Here is an 18,478-nt window from a genome sequence, read left to right as displayed (position 1 = left end):
TTATGCCTTAACGGTTTTTGTTATTTTGTTATACTTGGTTTCAATTAAGTTTATATCTATCACAGCCTCAGTGTCCCTAATTTCGGTTATTGCTTGTTTGATGTTTTTCAATTCAACATCTTCTATTAAACGGATATGAGGTGCAGAATTGATCCAAAAATAAGAAGATTTAATTTTATGATTATTATTTAAAAAAACTAGTGCCGGTGTACCTGTGATATAACAAAAAATCATGCCGTGTAACCTATCTGTTACCACCAATTCGGCTTTTTTGAAATCGTCCCAAATATGTTTTAGTTTTGTTACCCTGTTTTTTAAAGGCAACTTCATTCCTCCTACATGCGTGTCTCTCTTTTTAATAGTTTTAAATTCATTTGATAAATATTTGAAAATAGAATCTTCCTGTTTTTTTGTAAGCTTTTTTTCTTTGTCGTTACGCAAACATATTAAAGCCCCCTTTCGTTCAAATTTTGGTAGTGTTTGATTAAGCGATAAAACAATATCTGGAGTGAGTAAAGTTTTGTTTTTTGTAAAATGATTATTAAAATAATCATAAGATTTATGCTCTCTAGCAATTAGAGTTAAGTCTGGGTGTTTTGAATAAACATTTACGGCTTTTGTTAAAGCTTTTTTTCCTTCGTAGGTGTTTTTAAAATCTACAGTTTGTGGAAATGCAATGATTTTGTTGTCTTTAAAACATTTAATTACCAATTGTCTATAATATTCAATAGATTTATATAAATCTCCCATATTACCTCCTCCAACGGTAGTAACAATATCGCTAGGTTTTATTATTTTTTCTACACAAGCTATACCTTTTATTGTTTTGCTTATGGGTATTTCTGTAATTACATGGTCTGGGAACGACTTGGATAAAAACTTATGCTGCGCATAGGTTATCGCAACATCGCCAAGGTTGCCGTAGTCTGCAGCTAAAAAAACAAAAATATATTTTTTGTCTTCTTTACGTGTTTTAAGTGATAAACTTTCAAAAGGTTTATTTCTCAATAAAAATAATTGAATTTGAATTTTCCAGGTTAATGGTATTAATTTATTTACAAATGATATCATTTCTATTTTTATTTCACTTTATTAAACAATCTGTGGTGTAAATAAAACCAAATTGTAGGATGTGTCCAAAACTTACTGTCAAGATTATTGGTAATGACCTTACTGTTATTGTTCATTAAATCGTTTATAGCGCGTTTCATTAAATCGATACCTTTAGCTAACTGTAAATAGGTGTATGATACAAAATTATCATCGCGGTTAGTTTCAATTAAATCCTGATACAGTATTCCTCCCGTGTCTATTCCGGGGTCAACGAGGTGTACGCTTACTCCGCAATGCCCATCTTTATTGACTTTAGACCAATATGCCCCATGGATGCCCCTGTAAAGGGGAGTAAGACCTGCATGTGTATTAATAAAAGTACCATTTATAGAAGTAAGTACTTTTTTTGATATGATCCTAGTCCCGTTAACAATAACGATATCCGGATTTATTTCTTTTAAGGTTTTTATGCAAACTTCTGAGTTTGCTGATGGAACATTAATTAACTTTTCTTTTTCAACATCAGTAAAGGTTAACTTATTTTTTTCAATAATTTCATCAACTCTAGATTGACTTTCTTTTTTTAAAAAAGGAACCACTAGTTTTTGAAAAAGCACCTGACCAATAACTTTTACTAAGCCTAGCTTTTTAATGCGTCTTTTAATAAATTCTTTTCTGCTTTTAGGTTTTTCTAATATAACATGCGCTATGTTATATTCTGCTTTTAATCCATTGTATATGGCGTAAGATGAATGATCGCCTCCAACTAGCATAATTATTTTTTTTGACATAACCTATTTGTTTTTTTCAAGATTCATTATTTATTGTTATTAAAAAAAGGTAAAAATCTGAGCATTGATTTTAATAAAGATTTTTCATATTCAGTTGTCATAAATCTAATGAATATAAAAGCGTATATTAAACTGTAAATCATGGCACTACTACAAACTACCAGCAAGTTTTTTTCAGGCAAAAAACTACGTGTAAAAAGAAATATTAACGAAGTAGTTATTACAAATACCACAAAAAGAGGGTAAATCTCCTTGTAATACCTAAACATATCTAAATTCGTTTTTTTATTATAGTAAAAAATCATAATTATTCTTTCTAAAAACATAAAAAACACAATGGTTATAATCATTTCTAAAACACCAAATTTTTGTACTATAAAAAAACTTAGTATTGTTCCCGCGACTGTTAAAGAGAGAAGTAGTTTACCTCTATAAGCCAATAAATTTTTTGCTTCTAATATATTATTTGCAAAACCTTGTGAAAGAATAGGAGTCAAACCAAACATAATAATCATAGCATAATAATAAGCCGAATTATACTCTTCGCCAACCCAGAAAAAAACAAAATCTCTACCTATAATGATAAATGCACCAAAAATGTAAAATAAAACAAGGAGAATAATTCTAGATATTTTAATAAAAGTATTAGTTAATTCTTCCTTTGGAATATTTTTCACCGTCATTTGAATTGCTCTTGGTAAAAAAACCGAAGAAATAGCGCTCGAAAAAGCACCGTAATAGTTTCCTAAAGTTATACCCACAGCGTAAATTGCTACTATGGATGTAGAATAGTATAGACCAATTATCATTTGGCCAAATTGCCATCTTAATTGGTGCACTATAGCGAAAACAAATAACCAAAGCGAAAAACCCATTATGCTTTTAAATAGGGTTTTATCAATTTTGTGTATTTTAATTTTGACTTTTAATATTTTAAAGACAATGTAAATGTCTACACCTATAACCAAAAGATTCATGGCAGTATCTAAAATAACCAAGCCCACTGCATCTGCGCCATATAGGAGAATGACCACAACCAATATACTTCTTACTATATATCGAACTATGTTGGTTATTTTTGGTAGAATAAATTCTTCGTAGCCATAACAAATTCCGCTAAAAGCCCCACCAGGAAGTGAAATTGCTAAATTAAAAATTAATAACAGCATCATTACCTTGGCCTTTTCTATTTGATTTGGTGTTAAGGTTTCGCTATATAAATTTTCTAAATTGTAATATAAAATTAAACCTAAAACAGTAACAAGAATAGATATGCAGAAATACATTATAAAGCTATGGGCCAAGAAATTCTCTTCACCTTTTTTGTCACCTTCAGCCTTATATTTAGCCACAAAACGAACTATGGTATTGTTTAGTCCAAAATCTAAAACACTCATATAACCAACCAAAGCTCCAATCATGGTATATAAACCATATTCGGCGCTACCCAGCGATCGTATAATAAATGGGGTTAAGACTAAGCCAACTATGTTAGTTAAAAATATAATAACATAGGATAGAGCTGCGCCTCCTTTAAGTTGGTTAATTTTCATTAAAGTCTGTTACAATCTAAGTCTTTTAAAACACCTTTAACATCGTAAAGGACTCCGTCCTTATTTAGCATTGCTTTTATGTCTTCATTAAGAAACTCATTATGTGCCACGGTTAACACTATGGCATCGTACGTTTCTTTTGGCAACTTTTGTACGGTTTCCAAGCCATATTCATGCTTTACTTCTTCAGGGTTTGCCCAAGGGTCGTAAATGGTAACATCTGTTCCGAAGCTTTTTAATTGATTTATAACATCAACCGCTCTAGTGTTTCTTACGTCCGGACAATTTTCTTTGAAGGTAATCCCTAATGCCAACACTTTTGAACCTTTAATTTTTAGATCATTTTGTACCATGAGTTTAATAACTTCTGAGGCTACATATTGCCCCATACTATCATTAACTCTACGGCCTGCTAAAATAATCTCTGGATGATACCCAACTTCCTGGGCTTTTTGTGCTAAATAATAGGGATCTACACCAATACAATGACCGCCAACAAGCCCTGGTTTAAAAGGTAAAAAATTCCATTTTGTTCCAGCTGCTTCTAATACGTCGTGCGTATCAATATCCATCAGGTTGAAAATTTTTGCTAACTCATTTACAAAAGCAATATTGATATCGCGTTGCGAGTTTTCAATAACTTTTGCTGCCTCCGCAACCTTTATTGTAGGTGCTAAATGTGTGCCTGCGCTTATAACACTGGCATAAAGGGCATCAATTTTCTTGCCTATTTCCGGTGTAGATCCTGCGGTAACTTTAAGTATCTTTTCTACCGTATGTAGTTTGTCGCCTGGGTTAATACGTTCCGGAGAATAACCGGCATAAAAATCGGTATTAAACTTTAGGCCACTTACTTTTTCGAGTACCGGAACGCATTCATCTTCTGTTGCCCCCGGAAATACCGTAGATTCGTATATAACAATATCACCCTTTTTTAAAACCTTACCTACCGTTTCGCTCGATTTATATAAAGGCGTTAAGTCTGGTCTGTTATTTTTATCAACTGGTGTAGGTACCGTTATTACGTAATAATTGCAATCGCTTATGTCGTCTAAACTGGATGAGCAAAACAATCCTAAATTGTTATTTGGTTTCGTTTTTAATACAGCCTGCAGTATGTCTTCTTCCACTTCTAAAGTAGCATCTTTGCCTTGTTGCAACTCGTTTACTCGGTTTTGGTTAATATCATAACCTACAACATTGTATTTAGTTGCAAAAAGTCGTGCTAGTGGCAAACCCACATATCCTAAACCTATAACTGCTATTTTAATATCTTTCATTTTAATATTTAGATGGTATAATAATTATTTTAAATTTTCCCAATACCAACGAACGGCTTCTTTTAAGCCATCACTTATATTGTATTTTGGGTTATAACCTAGTAATTGTTTTGCTTTATCAATAGAGGCTAAAGAGTGCGGGATATCGCCAATTCTATTGTCTCTGTGTTTGATCTCAATATCGTTAATGGCCGCATCGTACTCCGATAAATAGGCTTTTAACAACGTGGCCAATTCTAATAAAGTTGTGCGCTCTCCATAAGCTACATTGTACACATTATTTAATGCTTCTTGGTTGTTGGTAGTCATGGCATTAATGTTCATTTGAACCACATTGTCTATATATGTGAAATCTCTGGAATAGCTTCCATCACCATTTATTACGGGAGATTCGTGACTTATAAATTGTTGAACAAACTTCGGAATCACTGCAGCATATGCACCATTGGGGTCTTGTCTTTTTCCGAATACATTAAAATAGCGTAAACCAATGGTGTCTAAATTATAAGTGCTATGAAAGATATCGGCATATAGTTCATTTACATATTTGGTAATGGCGTAAGGCGATAGTGGTTTTCCTATAACATCTTCAACTTTTGGTAGCGCTTCGTGGTCGCCATAAGTTGACGAACTAGCTGCATATACAAATCGCTTAACGCCAGCGTCTCTTGCAGCAACCAACATGTTTAGAAAACCAGAAACATTTACATCATTCGTTGTAATGGGATCGTTTATGGATCGTGGTACCGAACCTAATGCGGCTTGGTGCAATACATAGTCCGCACCTTTGCACGCTTTATAGCAATCTTCAAGGTTTCTTATGTCGCCTTCAATTAAATTAAATTTGTTGTTGTTTAAAAATGGCTCAATGTTATGTCTTTTTCCAGTAGAAAAATTATCTAAGCAAGCCACTGTAACATTATGGTTTAATAAGGTTTCACAGAGATTAGAACCAATAAAACCAGCGCCACCGGTAATAAGCACATGCTTCCCTTCTAATGTTTTTATTTGTTGTTTGGTCATTATGAATTTGGGGTATGTTAGAATTTATTAATAGCCTCGCAAATATGAAAAAAATAAATGTAAAGTGGTTAACTATTTATATCAATACCTTGTTTTTACCGATGAAATTCAATTTTATGCTAAAAACATCGATTAAAGTATAGCTAAACATTATTTTATAAGCCAAAAAAGTATTTTTGTAAGACATTATATATGCTATTTTCCTCTCAGGTTACATAGGCTTCGTACAGCAATATTATAAAAAACATTTTACACCTATCGATAATGTGTTATAGTTTAGCTACCAACGAAATCTATAAGTGTATTTAACCGATTTTTATTATTGTTTTAGCGAATTAAGCGAACACTATGGTTGTTACATTAAAACAATCATTAAATTTACAACGTATTTAAAAATTGAATTGATTAATAGCACATTAATTTAATATAAAAATAAAATTTAAAATCGTTACATAACTCTCAATGTTAATTTAAGTATTTATAAAGTATATAATACAGATTAATATTTTTTAAACGTTATTTTTTTAAGCAACAATAATGAGCTATACCATTATATTATTGATTCTGTTTTTTACAAGAGAGGGATTCACCAGAAATCATTATACCTTTTATAACTATGGTTGTTTATTTAGCTACCACAGTTTTTTGTGTGTAAACTTAACAAGGTCTAAGAATGTTAACTAAAACCAAAATATATTTATCATCACCTCATATGGGAGGCTCAGAGCAAAAATTTGTAAATCAGGCTTTTGATACAAATTGGATAGCGCCGTTGGGACCCAACGTAGATGGTTTTGAAAACGATATAAAAAATTACTTGGGTGGCAATAATGAAGTTGCCGCTTTAAGTTCTGGCACTGCTGCTATACACTTAGCATTACAGTTGTTGGGCGTATCTAAAGGCGACGAGGTTTTATGTCAAAGTTTCACGTTTTCAGCCTCAGCTAATCCTATAGTGTACCAAGGCGCCACACCCATTTTTATAGATAGTGAATCGGACACGTGGAATATGTCTCCCGATTTACTGGAAATTGCTATTAAAGATAGAATTGAAAAATTTAAAAAGCCGAAAGCCATAATAGCTGTTCATTTATACGGCATGCCGTATAAAGCCAAAGAAATAAATGAAATTTCTGAAAAATATGACATCCCAGTCATTGAAGATAGTGCAGAAGCATTGGGAAGCACCTATTTTAACCGAGCATGCGGAACACTTGCTGATTTGGGAATCTTATCTTTTAACGGCAATAAAATAATAACAACTTCAGGCGGCGGCGCACTTATAACTAAGAATTTAGAGTTAAAGAACAAAGCTGTCTTTTTATCAACACAAGCAAGAGACCAAGCGCCGCATTATGAACACTCATCTATAGGATTCAACTATAGAATGAGCAATGTTTTGGCTGGCATTGGAAGAGGGCAAATGGAAGTGATTGATGATAGGGTAAAGGCTAGAAGAGCAAACTACGAGTATTACAAAGCAAATTTATCAAAATTTGACACCATAGAATTTGTAGAAGAACCACAAGGATTTTTTAGCAATAGATGGATTACATGTATCAAAACCAACTCTTTTAACACACGCGAAGCCATAAGACTAGCTCTACTGGAAGACGATATTGAATCTAGACCCTTGTGGAAACCCATGCATATGCAACCCGTTTTTAAAGAAAGCTTGTCTTATACCGACGGTACATCTGAAAGACTGTTTAACAACGGGCTTTGTTTACCGAGTGGGTCGAATTTAACCGAAAATGATTTAGAACGCATTCTGAATGCCATAATTAAAACTCTCAACAAATGATAAAAAATTACTTTTCACATTATTCACAGAAATATGCGTCAAAATGGCTGGTGCTAGGGATTGATTTAACCATAGTTTTATTAACATTTTTTGCTACATATTTTATAAGGTTTAATTTCACTTTTGATTTTGACATAAATCAGTTTTTATTTCAAATACCTTTTTTATTAGTAATTGCTACTTTTAGTTTTTTTGCTATTGGTTCATTTAAAAGTGTAATTCGCCACACCGGATTTACAGATGTTGTTAACCTATTCAAATCCATCACATTAATGTCTTTATTCGCCATTGTGTTTGTTTTGGTAAACAGGATAACTAATGTAATTCCAGGATTTACCATTCCGTTATCCATTATAGTAATGCATGCGCTGTTGAGTTTTGTTGCGTTAAGCTCTAGTAGATTGTTATTTAAAATGGTGTACAAATCAATAAAATGTAAATTGTCTACTTCAAAAAGGGTACTTATTTATGGCGCTGGAGAATCTGGAATAATTACCTACAACGCATTGGTTAGTAATTTAAGCTCAAGATTTAGTGTTGTTGGTTTTATAGATGATGATGTAAAGAAGAATGGGAAGTCTATTAATGGTGTGCCAATTTTCCCAAAAAACAAAGTCACTAAATCATATATCGTATCTAATTCCATTGATGAAATTGTAATTGCTTGCCAATCTATTGATTCAAACAAATTGTTGAAATTGATTGATTGTTTAATTGATTTAGATATAAAAATCACCAAAGTTCCACCAATAGAACAATGGATAAATGGCGAACTAAGTGCAAAACAAATAAAACAAGTACAAATTGAAGACCTTTTAGGAAGGGCTCCAATTGAAATAGATAATCCCAATTTATTAAATGAATTTAACGGCGAAACTATTTTGGTAACTGGAGCCGCAGGTTCTATTGGTAGCGAAATAGTAAAACAATTATCTAATTTCGATGTAAAAAAATTAATTCTTGTAGATCAAGCAGAATCTGCTTTATACGATGTACAGCAAGATTTAAAACGAAACGGAAAAGAACACTTCATTACAGCTATTGTTGCAGATATAAGAGATGGCTTAAGAATTGATAGTGTTTTTCAAGAACACAAACCAACTATGGTTTTTCATGCTGCGGCATACAAACACGTGCCATTAATGGAAAAATCGCCATACGAAGCGATAAAAATAAATGTTAATGGAACAAAGCTTTTAGCGGATACGGCATCACGTTACAATGTTAAAAAGTTTGTTTTTGTATCTACCGATAAAGCTGTAAACCCAACTAGCGTTATGGGCGCCACAAAACGAATGGCCGAAATGTATATTAGTTGTCTACAAAAAGAAAGTAAAACTAAATACATTACAACAAGGTTCGGAAATGTTTTAGGTTCCAATGGATCGGTAATACCGCTGTTTAAAAAACAAATAGAGAATGGTGGGCCATTAACCTTAACCCATAAAGACATAACGCGTTATTTTATGACCATACCTGAAGCATCCCAACTTGTTTTAGAGGCGGGCACAATGGGAAAAGGTGGTGAAATATTTATTTTTGATATGGGAGAGTCTGTGAAAATTTACGATCTTGCTAAAAATATGATTAAATTGTCTGGATTAAGATTTCCTGAAGATATTGATATTGATATTACTGGATTACGACCAGGCGAAAAACTTTATGAAGAATTATTAGCTAATGGCGAAAATACACTATCTACTTATCATAAAAAAATAATGATAAGTAAAACAAGGGAGTTGGAGTACAGTAAAATAAAAGCTGATATTGAAGAGCTTTGCATAACAAATCGTTTTCAAAACAATAATATTGTTATGAAAATGAAAAACTTAATACCGGAGTATAAATCCAATAACTCCGATTATGAAAAATTCGACAAAAGAGTTCAAATTTATAAAAAAGCAAAAGGATATATTGGTAAGAAAAAAAACAAAACAATCATTAATCTTTAATTAATTATAGTTTTTGTTTATACCCCAAATTTAAATTAACATGACAATATTTAAGTTAAAAAACAACCTAAAGGTAATTAGCTTTATAATCGTAATTGCATTTTTATCCTCATGTGTTGCAAAAAAAGAAGTTGTTTATTTTCAAAACGCAAAAAACTTCGAGACAATAGTCGATACAGATACATTTAGAGCAAAACTAAAAATTGGCGACATAGTGAGTATCTATGTTTCTGTTATGACGGCAACTACTCCTGAAGGAACCGTAATTGACCCTGCATCCCCCTTTAATTTAGTTAGACAAGGAGGTTCTGGTACTGCTAATTTTGTCGACTATCTAATTGATGTTGATGGTAACATTGATTTTCCCGTACTAGGTAAAATAAAGTTGGTTGGTTTAACCATAGAAGAGGCCAAAAATCTTTTTAAAGAAAAATTTGCTCAAGGCGAATTACTCAAAGATCCAGTTATTATTATGCGAGTTCTAAACTTCAGGGTTACTATTTCTGGCGAAGTAAGGTCTCCTGGCGTTTATCCTGTAACAGGTGAGCGCGTATCTATTTTAGAAGCATTAGGTATGGCTGGCGATTTAACTATTAAGGGAAGAAGAGACAATGTTATGGTTATTCGAGATTTTAACGGCACGAAAACCATTACATATATAGACTTAACAACAAAGGAAGTCTTTAATTCTCCGGTCTATTATTTAACCCAAAATGATATTGTGTATGTAGAACCTAACAACTCAGCAATCAGTGCTGCTTCTGGAGATACTAGAATAGGCACAATTATTAGCATTACCTCCTTTATTTTAACTACAGCTCTTATTTTTGTAACTAGAAGAAACTAATTTTTATGATTACAAATGATAATAAATTAAATAACGATATTGATTCGGAAGGATTCAATTTAAAAAAAACGATTTCCATTTACGTGAAGCAATGGAAATGGTTCTTGGTTAGTATATTAATATTTCTTTTTTCAGCATTTATCTATCTTAGATATACGACACCAGAATACGCAGCATATTCAAAAATCATGATAACTAGTGATTCTGACGGAAGTTCGGGAGCCGGTGCATTTAAGGATCTTTCAATATTTGTGGAAAAAGAAGAGGCGGCCGTAGAAGATGAAATACAAGTAATTGCTTCTAGAAGTTTCATGCAGAATATTGTTAAAAGCCTTGGTTTAAATGTGCAATATTTTACAAGAGGAAGAATATATGAGTCTGAGTTATACAAAAGCTCTCCCATAACAATTGATTTTATTGCCACAGATTCAATTATAAGCAATACCGGTTATAATTTTTTTATCGATATAACCTCAGAAACAGATTTCACTTATAGAGTATCAGAAGATGACACTCCGAAAAAAGTCGTTTTTGGTGAAACAATACCGACGCCTTTCGAAGGGATGATTATTACACCCAAATCCAATGTAAAAAACTATATCGGTAAATCTATTAGAGTAAAGCTAACTCCAGTTGAATATGTTTCAGCTGCATTGAAAAGAAAAATATCTATTGAGCCCTATTCAAAATCATCAAAAGTACTCGTTATAAGTATAACCGATCCGGTTCAATCAAAAGCTATTGAAATTTTAGATTTTCTTATTGAACAATATAATATTTCTACTTTAGAAAAAAAGAATCTTAAATCTATAAACACAGCAAAATTAATAGATGAACGTGTTGAGTTAATTGCAGAAGATTTAATGAGTGTAGATAGTAGCATTGTAAGATTTAAAACGGGTAATAAAATTACAGATGTGGCATCTGAAGCTGGATTGTTTATGTCAACCAGTGCACAAAACGAACAACAATTAGACGAAGCCATGACTCAAATGCGTTTGCTAAATTCTGTTAGCGAATCTTTAAACGATGATTCTTTTGATGCCATACCGTCTAACTTGGGCGCAGGTGACCCTGCTATTAGTGCGTTATCGTTAAAATATAACGAATTAATCCAAAGACGTAACACGCTATTGGAAATTGGTGCAGGCAAAAAAAACCAAACAGTTGTTCAGTTTGAACAATCTTTAAACGATATTAAAGAAGATTTAAAGAACAGCGTAGAAAACTCAAAGAAATCTTTTAGAATTCAGCTTAACAGTTTAGAGAATCAATCTAATAGAATTAATTCTAAAATAACTGCGGTTCCAGGTCAACAAAGTAAATTACGCTCCATTGAACGTAAACAAGGTATTAAAGAATCCATTTATTTATACTTGTTGCAAAAAAGAGAAGAGGCTATAATTTCTCAAACATCTACATCTCCTAATTTAAAGGTTATAGATAGTGCTTATGCTATCGGCAAACCAGTATTTCCAGACACTAAGATGGTTTATATTGGCGCTATGTTTTTAGGATTTCTATTGCCATTTGGTGTTATTTATGTTTCAGATTTATTGGACACTAAAATTCACAATAAAGAAGATTTAAAAAGAGATATAAATAACATAACCATTTTAGGAGAAATACCTAGGATAAAAACTAATAAGGTTTTAGTTGAAAGAAATGACCGTTCTATATTGTCAGAATCATTTAGAATTTTACGAACAAATTTTGATTACATAAAACGCTCAAGGAAAGTAAAGGAGTATAATAATGTGGTTTTTGTTACGTCAACCATCAATAGTGAAGGAAAATCTTTTTTTAGTATGAATATGGCACTTACACTTGCTAATACCAATAAAAAGGTATTGTTAATAGGTGCCGATATTAGAAATCCTAAATTGCTTATGGGACTTGATAATAAAAAGAAAGACGATTTGGCACAAGTTGGATTAACTGAATATTTGATTGATAAATCTATAACTACAAAAGAATCTATAAACACATACGACATCAATGGTAATAAACTTGATGTATTATTATCCGGCAAAGTACCGCCAAATCCAGCAGAATTATTGATGAGCGATAGAATGAAGCCTCTTTTCGACGAGGTTTCGGCACAATACGATTATGTTATTGTGGATACAGCTCCCGCAATGCTAGTAACAGACACGCTGTTGTTTAGCCAATATGCAGGACACACTATTTACTTAACACGCGCAGACTATACCGAAAAACGCATTTTAAATTTCGCCAAAGAATTACACGCTGAAAACAAACTTAACGGGATGATGCTAGTAGTTAACGATGTTAAACAATCTAATTTTGGCTACGGAGCCAAATATGGTTACTACGGCGCTAAGAAAAAGAAAGGTTTTTTTAGAAAATGGACTTAAATAACTGAAAACGTACTACAAGTATTTTTAATAACATTAGCAAGCTTTTTAGCTAAATCCTCATGAAGGGTTAAGTTAGAAAGCTTTTCTATGTGATCAGCATGATGTGTGTCGGTCGCCACAAAATCTATCAATTGTTCTTCAATTAAATAATGTGCTGTTTTCTCAACATTCTTGCCGTAATGCTCGCTTAGTGATAATAGGTTAAGCTGAAAAAAACATCCCAATTGTTTCAATTTTAAATAATACCCTTTAGTATTGTGATAAAACGGATAACGCTCTGGATGTGCCAGTATAGGTAAGTAACCTTTACTTTTAATTTTAGAAATGATTTCCTCCAAATTAATCGGTGGCTGAAAATAAGACATCTCAATTAACAAATAATTCCCTTTAAGCGTAAATAATTCCTGCGTTTCTAATTGTTTTTGAAAATTATCATCCAACATGTATTCTGCAGCAGGATTGATGGTTATTTCAGACAACATTTTAGAATCCAAAGCGCCTAATAATTTTTGATAAGCATTGCCAATGGTTTCATCGGTATTTGGATAAAAATCCTGCATTACATGTGGTGTGGGCATAAATTGTTTAACGCCTAGTGCTTGTAAACCTTTAATCAAATCAATGGATTCCGATGTGTTTTTTGCGCCATCGTCAATGCCCGGTAAAATATGGGAATGTATATCAACAAAACCTTCTAATAAATCTTTAAGGAATACTTTTTTAGAAAAAAAATGGAACATGAATTAGTAGGTGTGTTTTAAAGGAAAACAGGGCTTACTCTTCTTCGTCTTCAAAGATTGTGGGTTCAATAGCATCATCAACTACAACATTGCCTAAATCGTCTACCTCAATATTGTCGTTATCAAAATTAGTCATCGTGTAATGTAACTTGCTACTTACTTTAACCAAATAAATGGCGTCTGGTGTTTTAACTTCAATGGCTTCAATTATTTCGTTTCTGTGGTTTTCAAAAGTAATAATGTCGTCATCTCCGTAGCCATCTGGAAATTTTTCAGTCAAAAGATTTAAAACTTCCGGAGTTAGTTTTTTATAATCAACTATAATCCTTTTCATGATTAAAAATTTTGGTTGATAATTACATGTCTTTGCGATTGTTATAAAATTACAAAAAAATAAATTTAGCTCGCATAATATTCAAAAGCATCAATTATAATGGCATCATCCACCAAACAATCAATTTTAGGTACGCCAATTTTTTCAAGCAACACAAAGTTTATGTTGCCGTGATTGTTTTTCTTGTCGTATTTTAAAAGATCTATAATACTGTGATATTCGCTTTTATCAATGTCTACTTTGTCGTAATAACTTAAAAACAAGGTTTTGATGTCCGCGGTAGTTTGCCTCGGGAAACCAACTAATTCGGTGGAAATATAGCTTGCTAAAATCATTCCAACAATAATGGCTTCGCCGTGTAAAAGTTCCTTTTTATTAGGATTGCTTAAAAAATAAGATTCTATTGCGTGACCCAATGTGTGGCCAAAATTTAATGTTTTTCTGAGGCCATCTTCAAAAGGATCTGCTTCAACTACATTTTTTTTAATGATTACCGATTCGTAAATCAACTCATCTAAATTATCAGCGGACAACTTCGATAAATCTTCAAATTTATTCCAATAGCTTTTGTTGCTAATCAACCCGTGCTTTAGCATTTCGGCTAAACCAGAGCGCATTTGATTTTGTGGCAATGTCTGTAAATATTCGGTATCAATAAGCACTAAATCGGGAGTGCTAATAACCCCAATTTGGTTTTTTAAATGTCCTAAATCTACACCGGTTTTACCGCCAACAGAGGCATCAACCATCGATAATAAAGAAGTTGGTACATTAACATAGGCAATCCCTCTCTTAAAAGTTGATGCCACAAAACCGCCTAAATCTGTAATAACACCACCACCAATATTTATAAGCAGGCTTTTTCTATCGGCATTTAAATCAGAAAGCGTATTCCATACGCCAGTGCAGGTATCTATAGTTTTGTGTTCTTCGCCAGATTCAATTTCAATAATTTCAATGACGGCATCGGTTTCTAATTTTGCCAAAAAACGTGGCAAGCAATAGGCGTGTGTATTCTCATCTACTAAAATAAAAATTATAGAAAAGTTATTTAATTTAAGATGCTCATTCAGTGAAGTATAACAAGCTTCATTGAAATGAATTATTGAATCATTTGCGGTAATCGATTTCATAAAAAATAATACGGTTAAATAAAGCAGTGAAATTAAGGAGTTTTTATATAAAATGATAACGAACACTTAATTATATTTGTGCAAAATTTTATAGATAATGCAAAAAGTTGACCCTATTTTTGAAAATACCGAAATAGCATTCGCGCTAAAAAGCGACTCAGAATTGGAGCGCGCTTATTTTTTGTTTAAAATGATTTCTATAGAACCCTTGGTAAAAATAGGAACCGCGGCAACCAATTTTGCCATAAAGGCTCATTTACCGATTGAAGGGCTAATTCGCTCTACTGTATTCGACCATTTTTGTGGTGGCGTAAATGAAGATGATTGCTTGCCCGTTATAGAAAGAATGTATGAAAAAGGCGTGAGTTCTGTTTTAGATTACTCGGTTGAAGGCAAAGAAAATGTAACCCAATTTGATGCGGCATTGAAAGTGGTTCTTAAAATTATAGATTTCGCAAAAGAAATTGATGCTATTCCAATTGCGGTATTTAAGCCCACTGGTTTTGGTCGGTTTTATTTATACGAAAAGATAAGCAAAGGTGAAACTTTAACCGATTTGGAGCAGGAAGAATGGGATAGGGTAGTAAACAGATACGATGCCGTTTGCAAAAAATCGAAGGAAAATGATATTGCCATTTTAATTGATGCCGAAGAAAGTTGGATGCAAGATGCGGCTGATGATTTGATTACCGACATGATGCGGAAATACAATACCGAAAAGCCTATTGTTTTTAATACCTTACAAATGTACCGACACGATAGATTAGACTTTTTAAAAAAGCAACATGCCTTAGCTAAGAAAGAAGGATTCTTTTTGGGTTATAAATTAGTACGTGGCGCTTATATGGAAAAGGAAAATGAACGGGCTCTAGAAAAAGGCTATCCAACACCTATTTGTGAAAACAAACAAGCCACAGATATTAATTTTGATGCCGGCCTCAGATATGTTTTAGATAACCTAAACGATATATCACTATTTTCTGGAACGCACAACGAGGAGAGTTCGTATTTACTAATGCAGCTTATGCAAGAGCACGGTTTGGAAAATAACGATTCGCGTGTGTGGTTTGGACAGCTGTACGGGATGAGCGATCATATTAGTTATAATTTGGCAGACAGGGGTTATAACGTAGCAAAATATATGCCTTTTGGCCCTGTTAGGGATGTGATGCCTTATTTGATTAGGCGCGCCGAGGAAAACACATCGGTTGCCGGACAAACCAGTAGGGAACTTAATTTATTGGCCAAAGAAAAGAAGCGCAGAAAACAAAAATAATTATATAACCTCCTGTGCATTTTGGCAGAATTCTGTCAATTCGAGTGAATTTTACGATTGAAATGAGTGAAATTTGTATCGAAAATAAGAATTTTTGAACCATAAATGGGTTCTCGATACAATTTTTCGTGCCTCAAAATCACTCGAACTGACATATTGAAATTATTTTCATTCAAAATGCACAACGGGTTTATATATACTTTTTAAGCGTTGATTTAATTTCTGAAATGGAATTAGAAGGCGAAAGTTTAAACAATTCATCAATATTCATAGGTTTTAAAGCATCTTCTTTATTGATTTTTACATGCATTATATCTTTATGGGATGTTGGTATTAATGATTCGTTTTTTGAAACTATGTTCTCATGTAATTTTTCCCCAGGTCTAATTTTCGTCATTTTAATAGCGATGTCCTCATTATAAAACGTCGTTAAGGTTTTGGCTAAATCCATTATTTTAATGGGTGTTCCCATATTAAAAGTATAAACCGAAGGATTAGAAGCTTCAAAAGCTGCTATTTCCAAAATCAAATTACAGGCCTTGTGTTTACAAATAAAATAGCGGGAAACATCTTTATTGGTTACAGTTAGCGGTTTCCCGGAATGAATTTGATTTAAAAACAGTGGCACCACCGATCCGCTTGAACCAAATATATTTCCAAATCGCGTAATGATGAATTTAGTTTGACTTTGGTTGTGTAATTGCAATAAGTAGCGCTCCGCAATGCGTTTTGTCATGCCCATGACACTAATGGGATTAACGGCTTTATCGGTAGAAATAAAAATGAATTTTTTAACCGCATACAAAATGGATAAATCTGCCAGTAACTTTGTGCCCATAATATTGAGCTTTACGGCTTCATACGGAATAGATTCCATTAAGGGCACGTGTTTGTACGCCGCCGTATGAAAAACAATTGTTGGTTGATGGGATTCAAAAATAAATTTCAAAGACGCCTTATCAGTAATGTTTAATATTATAAATTCTACATCTTCTGTTTTGCATTCTAATTCTTGTTGAAGTTCGTACAACGGCGATTCAGCAATATCAACCAAAATAAGTTTTTTGTAACGCGAATGCACGAGTTGCTTTGTAAGTTCGCTGCCAATGGAACCTGCTGCCCCGGTTATTAAAATAGTGTCGTTTGAAAAGTCTAAACTGCGATATTGTTTTTTAGAATTTGTGTTTGAATGAAGTAAACCGGAATCGTTAATTAATTGTTGAATATGATTAGAGACTGATGCATCCATGGGCTATTAACTTCAGTGAAACGTAGGCTTTTATAGAAATTTTATAGCTGCAAAGTATGAATATTTAGCTTTTGAAGCAAATAGCGATTAAAAGCATTCTATTTTGTAATCACTTTAATCACAGTCAAGAAAATAAGTTTTAAGTCAAAGAAGAAATTGCGTTTTTCAATGTACATTTTATTGAACCGTAGTTTGTCTGGAATTATGGTTTTAATGAAAAATTCCTCGGGGTTTTCCGCGGCTTTTAAAAGCTCGACTTCGTTTCGGTATTTTAACGATGCCAATCCTGTAATGCCGGGTCTCACTTTAAAAATCTTCATATCGTCCTCGTTATAAAAATTTACATAGTATCGCAATTCCGGTCTTGGACCAACAAAGCTCATGTCGCCTTTTAAAATGTTTATAAGTTGAGGGAATTCATCAATTTTATATCGTCTTAAAAAATAGCCGATTTTGGTTACACGTGAATCATGGTTGCCTAAGGTCAGCAAACCCTTTTTTTCAGATTTAGCATGCATTGTTCTAAACTTAAATATGTTAAAATCGACATTGTTTTTACCAACCCGATTTTGAATAAACAAAACAGGACCTTTGGAATCTAATTTAATTAAAATAGAAATTAATATTAAAATAGGAGCGAGGAGTAGTAATCCTATAAAAGAAAAAACCAAATCGAAAATGCGTTTTATCATTTGGTTTTTACCTTAGTTATGGTGGCAATACTATCGCAATTCTCAACAGTTAGCACAACTTCTTTGTCGTTATAATCGCCTTCAATCACATAAATACTGCAGGGTTTTTGCCGCGATTCACTTTTAGAAAAATCAATATCGCCTTTTTGTAAAACATGCCGTATGGCAGTGCTATCAGCAATAGTAGCATCACTATATTTTATAACTTTAGAATTGATATTCTTTAAAACCCTGGCATCTGGCCCATAATCGCAAGACACTTTTTTACCGTTTAAAAAAAAAGCCAAAATAATTAACCCTATCGAGAAACCTCCCAAATAGTAACCAATACGCTGTATTAATTTCATATACCAAAAAATAATATTTAATA

16 protein-coding genes are annotated in these 18,478 nt (G+C 32.8%); 5 read left to right on the top strand and 11 right to left on the bottom strand.

Translation table 11 applies throughout. From position 1 onward, the window contains the following. Genes RNZ46_RS15325 through RNZ46_RS15305 form a run of 5 tightly spaced genes read right to left on the bottom strand, consistent with a single transcriptional unit; the run spans position 1 to position 5,700 of the window. Positions 1 to 1,071, bottom strand: a complete 1,071-nt coding sequence (locus RNZ46_RS15325; protein ID WP_316983046.1) for a polysaccharide pyruvyl transferase family protein — start codon at positions 1,069 to 1,071, stop codon at positions 1 to 3. 8 nt (positions 1,072 to 1,079) lie between these two features. Next, positions 1,080 to 1,844 carry a formyl transferase gene (locus RNZ46_RS15320; RefSeq protein ID WP_316983045.1) on the bottom strand — a complete coding sequence of 255 codons (765 nt, stop codon included), beginning with the start codon at positions 1,842 to 1,844 and terminating at the stop codon, positions 1,080 to 1,082. Between the two features lie 26 nt (positions 1,845 to 1,870). Beyond that, complete coding sequence (locus RNZ46_RS15315) at positions 1,871 to 3,397, bottom strand: lipopolysaccharide biosynthesis protein (RefSeq protein WP_316983044.1); 1,527 nt, start codon at positions 3,395 to 3,397, stop codon at positions 1,871 to 1,873. After that, positions 3,397 to 4,677, bottom strand: a complete 1,281-nt coding sequence (locus RNZ46_RS15310; protein ID WP_316983043.1) for a nucleotide sugar dehydrogenase — start codon at positions 4,675 to 4,677, stop codon at positions 3,397 to 3,399. Before RNZ46_RS15310 ends, RNZ46_RS15315 begins: the two co-directional genes overlap by 1 nt. A gap of 24 nt (positions 4,678 to 4,701) precedes the next feature. Next, positions 4,702 to 5,700: an SDR family oxidoreductase gene (locus tag RNZ46_RS15305; protein WP_316983042.1), complete on the bottom strand. Its 999-nt coding sequence runs from the start codon at positions 5,698 to 5,700 to the stop codon at positions 4,702 to 4,704. Positions 5,701 to 6,373: 673 nt separating this feature from the next. Here RNZ46_RS15305 and RNZ46_RS15300 point away from each other — a divergent pair. Genes RNZ46_RS15300 through RNZ46_RS15285 form a run of 4 tightly spaced genes read left to right on the top strand, consistent with a single transcriptional unit; the run spans position 6,374 to position 12,681 of the window. Then, positions 6,374 to 7,504 carry a DegT/DnrJ/EryC1/StrS family aminotransferase gene (locus RNZ46_RS15300; protein WP_316983041.1) on the top strand — a complete coding sequence of 377 codons (1,131 nt, stop codon included), beginning with the start codon at positions 6,374 to 6,376 and terminating at the stop codon, positions 7,502 to 7,504. Then, complete coding sequence (locus tag RNZ46_RS15295; RefSeq protein ID WP_316983040.1) at positions 7,501 to 9,456, top strand: polysaccharide biosynthesis protein; 1,956 nt, start codon at positions 7,501 to 7,503, stop codon at positions 9,454 to 9,456. The genes RNZ46_RS15300 and RNZ46_RS15295 overlap by 4 nt, the downstream gene beginning before the upstream one ends. 40 nt (positions 9,457 to 9,496) lie before the next feature. After that, on the top strand, positions 9,497 to 10,303 hold the full coding sequence (locus RNZ46_RS15290) for a polysaccharide biosynthesis/export family protein (protein WP_316983039.1): 807 nt from the start codon (positions 9,497 to 9,499) through the stop codon (positions 10,301 to 10,303). A 5-nt stretch (positions 10,304 to 10,308) separates the two neighbouring features. Beyond that, positions 10,309 to 12,681, top strand: a complete 2,373-nt coding sequence (locus RNZ46_RS15285; protein WP_316983038.1) for a GumC family protein — start codon at positions 10,309 to 10,311, stop codon at positions 12,679 to 12,681. Here RNZ46_RS15285 and RNZ46_RS15280 read toward each other — a convergent pair. The 3 genes from RNZ46_RS15280 to aroB all read right to left on the bottom strand — a co-directional run bounded on the left by RNZ46_RS15280 (position 12,678) and on the right by aroB (position 14,891). Further along, positions 12,678 to 13,424 carry a tyrosine-protein phosphatase gene (locus RNZ46_RS15280; RefSeq protein WP_316983037.1) on the bottom strand — a complete coding sequence of 249 codons (747 nt, stop codon included), beginning with the start codon at positions 13,422 to 13,424 and terminating at the stop codon, positions 12,678 to 12,680. The genes RNZ46_RS15285 and RNZ46_RS15280 overlap by 4 nt on opposite strands. A 34-nt stretch (positions 13,425 to 13,458) precedes the next feature. After that, positions 13,459 to 13,758 (bottom strand): hypothetical protein, encoded by a 300-nt coding sequence (locus tag RNZ46_RS15275; RefSeq protein ID WP_316983036.1) that lies wholly within the window; start codon positions 13,756 to 13,758, stop codon positions 13,459 to 13,461. 65 nt (positions 13,759 to 13,823) lie between these two features. Next, positions 13,824 to 14,891 carry a 3-dehydroquinate synthase gene (aroB, locus tag RNZ46_RS15270; protein WP_316983035.1) on the bottom strand — a complete coding sequence of 356 codons (1,068 nt, stop codon included), beginning with the start codon at positions 14,889 to 14,891 and terminating at the stop codon, positions 13,824 to 13,826. A gap of 97 nt (positions 14,892 to 14,988) precedes the next feature. Here aroB and RNZ46_RS15265 point away from each other — a divergent pair, with 97 nt between their 5' ends. Continuing rightward, a complete protein-coding gene (locus RNZ46_RS15265) occupies positions 14,989 to 16,167 on the top strand; it encodes a proline dehydrogenase family protein (protein ID WP_316983034.1) in 1,179 nt (392 codons plus the stop codon). Between the two features lie 190 nt (positions 16,168 to 16,357). Here the strand turns inward: RNZ46_RS15265 and RNZ46_RS15260 are convergent, their stop codons facing one another. The 3 genes from RNZ46_RS15260 to RNZ46_RS15250 form a co-directional block, all read right to left on the bottom strand. Continuing rightward, on the bottom strand, positions 16,358 to 17,416 hold the full coding sequence (locus RNZ46_RS15260) for an SDR family NAD(P)-dependent oxidoreductase (protein WP_316983033.1): 1,059 nt from the start codon (positions 17,414 to 17,416) through the stop codon (positions 16,358 to 16,360). Positions 17,417 to 17,514: 98 nt separating this feature from the next. Next, positions 17,515 to 18,108: a sugar transferase gene (locus tag RNZ46_RS15255; protein ID WP_316983032.1), complete on the bottom strand. Its 594-nt coding sequence runs from the start codon at positions 18,106 to 18,108 to the stop codon at positions 17,515 to 17,517. Then, entirely contained in the window at positions 18,105 to 18,455 is a 351-nt protein-coding gene (locus RNZ46_RS15250) for a hypothetical protein (RefSeq protein WP_316983031.1), read from the bottom strand. The genes RNZ46_RS15255 and RNZ46_RS15250 overlap by 4 nt, the downstream gene beginning before the upstream one ends. Between the last annotated feature and the right edge of the window lie 23 nt (positions 18,456 to 18,478).

Source organism: Hwangdonia lutea (assembly GCF_032814565.1).
GTDB lineage: Bacteria > Bacteroidota > Bacteroidia > Flavobacteriales > Flavobacteriaceae > Hwangdonia > Hwangdonia lutea.
This window is presented reverse-complemented; position numbering and strand designations above follow the sequence as displayed.

Bases quoted from the DNA above. Each gene is read 5' to 3' on its own strand.
- RNZ46_RS15325 (WP_316983046.1), bottom strand. From the start codon at position 1,071: ATGATATCATTTGTAAATAAATTAATACCATTAACCTGGAAAATTCAA.
- RNZ46_RS15320 (WP_316983045.1), bottom strand. From the start codon at position 1,844: ATGTCAAAAAAAATAATTATGCTAGTTGGAGGCGATCATTCATCTTAC.
- RNZ46_RS15315 (WP_316983044.1), bottom strand. From the start codon at position 3,397: ATGAAAATTAACCAACTTAAAGGAGGCGCAGCTCTATCCTATGTTATT.
- RNZ46_RS15310 (WP_316983043.1), bottom strand. From the start codon at position 4,677: ATGAAAGATATTAAAATAGCAGTTATAGGTTTAGGATATGTGGGTTTG.
- RNZ46_RS15305 (WP_316983042.1), bottom strand. From the start codon at position 5,700: ATGACCAAACAACAAATAAAAACATTAGAAGGGAAGCATGTGCTTATT.
- RNZ46_RS15300 (WP_316983041.1), top strand. From the start codon at position 6,374: ATGTTAACTAAAACCAAAATATATTTATCATCACCTCATATGGGAGGC.
- RNZ46_RS15295 (WP_316983040.1), top strand. From the start codon at position 7,501: ATGATAAAAAATTACTTTTCACATTATTCACAGAAATATGCGTCAAAA.
- RNZ46_RS15290 (WP_316983039.1), top strand. From the start codon at position 9,497: ATGACAATATTTAAGTTAAAAAACAACCTAAAGGTAATTAGCTTTATA.
- RNZ46_RS15285 (WP_316983038.1), top strand. From the start codon at position 10,309: ATGATTACAAATGATAATAAATTAAATAACGATATTGATTCGGAAGGA.
- RNZ46_RS15280 (WP_316983037.1), bottom strand. From the start codon at position 13,424: ATGTTCCATTTTTTTTCTAAAAAAGTATTCCTTAAAGATTTATTAGAA.
- RNZ46_RS15275 (WP_316983036.1), bottom strand. From the start codon at position 13,758: ATGAAAAGGATTATAGTTGATTATAAAAAACTAACTCCGGAAGTTTTA.
- aroB (WP_316983035.1), bottom strand. From the start codon at position 14,891: ATGAAATCGATTACCGCAAATGATTCAATAATTCATTTCAATGAAGCT.
- RNZ46_RS15265 (WP_316983034.1), top strand. From the start codon at position 14,989: ATGCAAAAAGTTGACCCTATTTTTGAAAATACCGAAATAGCATTCGCG.
- RNZ46_RS15260 (WP_316983033.1), bottom strand. From the start codon at position 17,416: ATGGATGCATCAGTCTCTAATCATATTCAACAATTAATTAACGATTCC.
- RNZ46_RS15255 (WP_316983032.1), bottom strand. From the start codon at position 18,108: ATGATAAAACGCATTTTCGATTTGGTTTTTTCTTTTATAGGATTACTA.
- RNZ46_RS15250 (WP_316983031.1), bottom strand. From the start codon at position 18,455: ATGAAATTAATACAGCGTATTGGTTACTATTTGGGAGGTTTCTCGATA.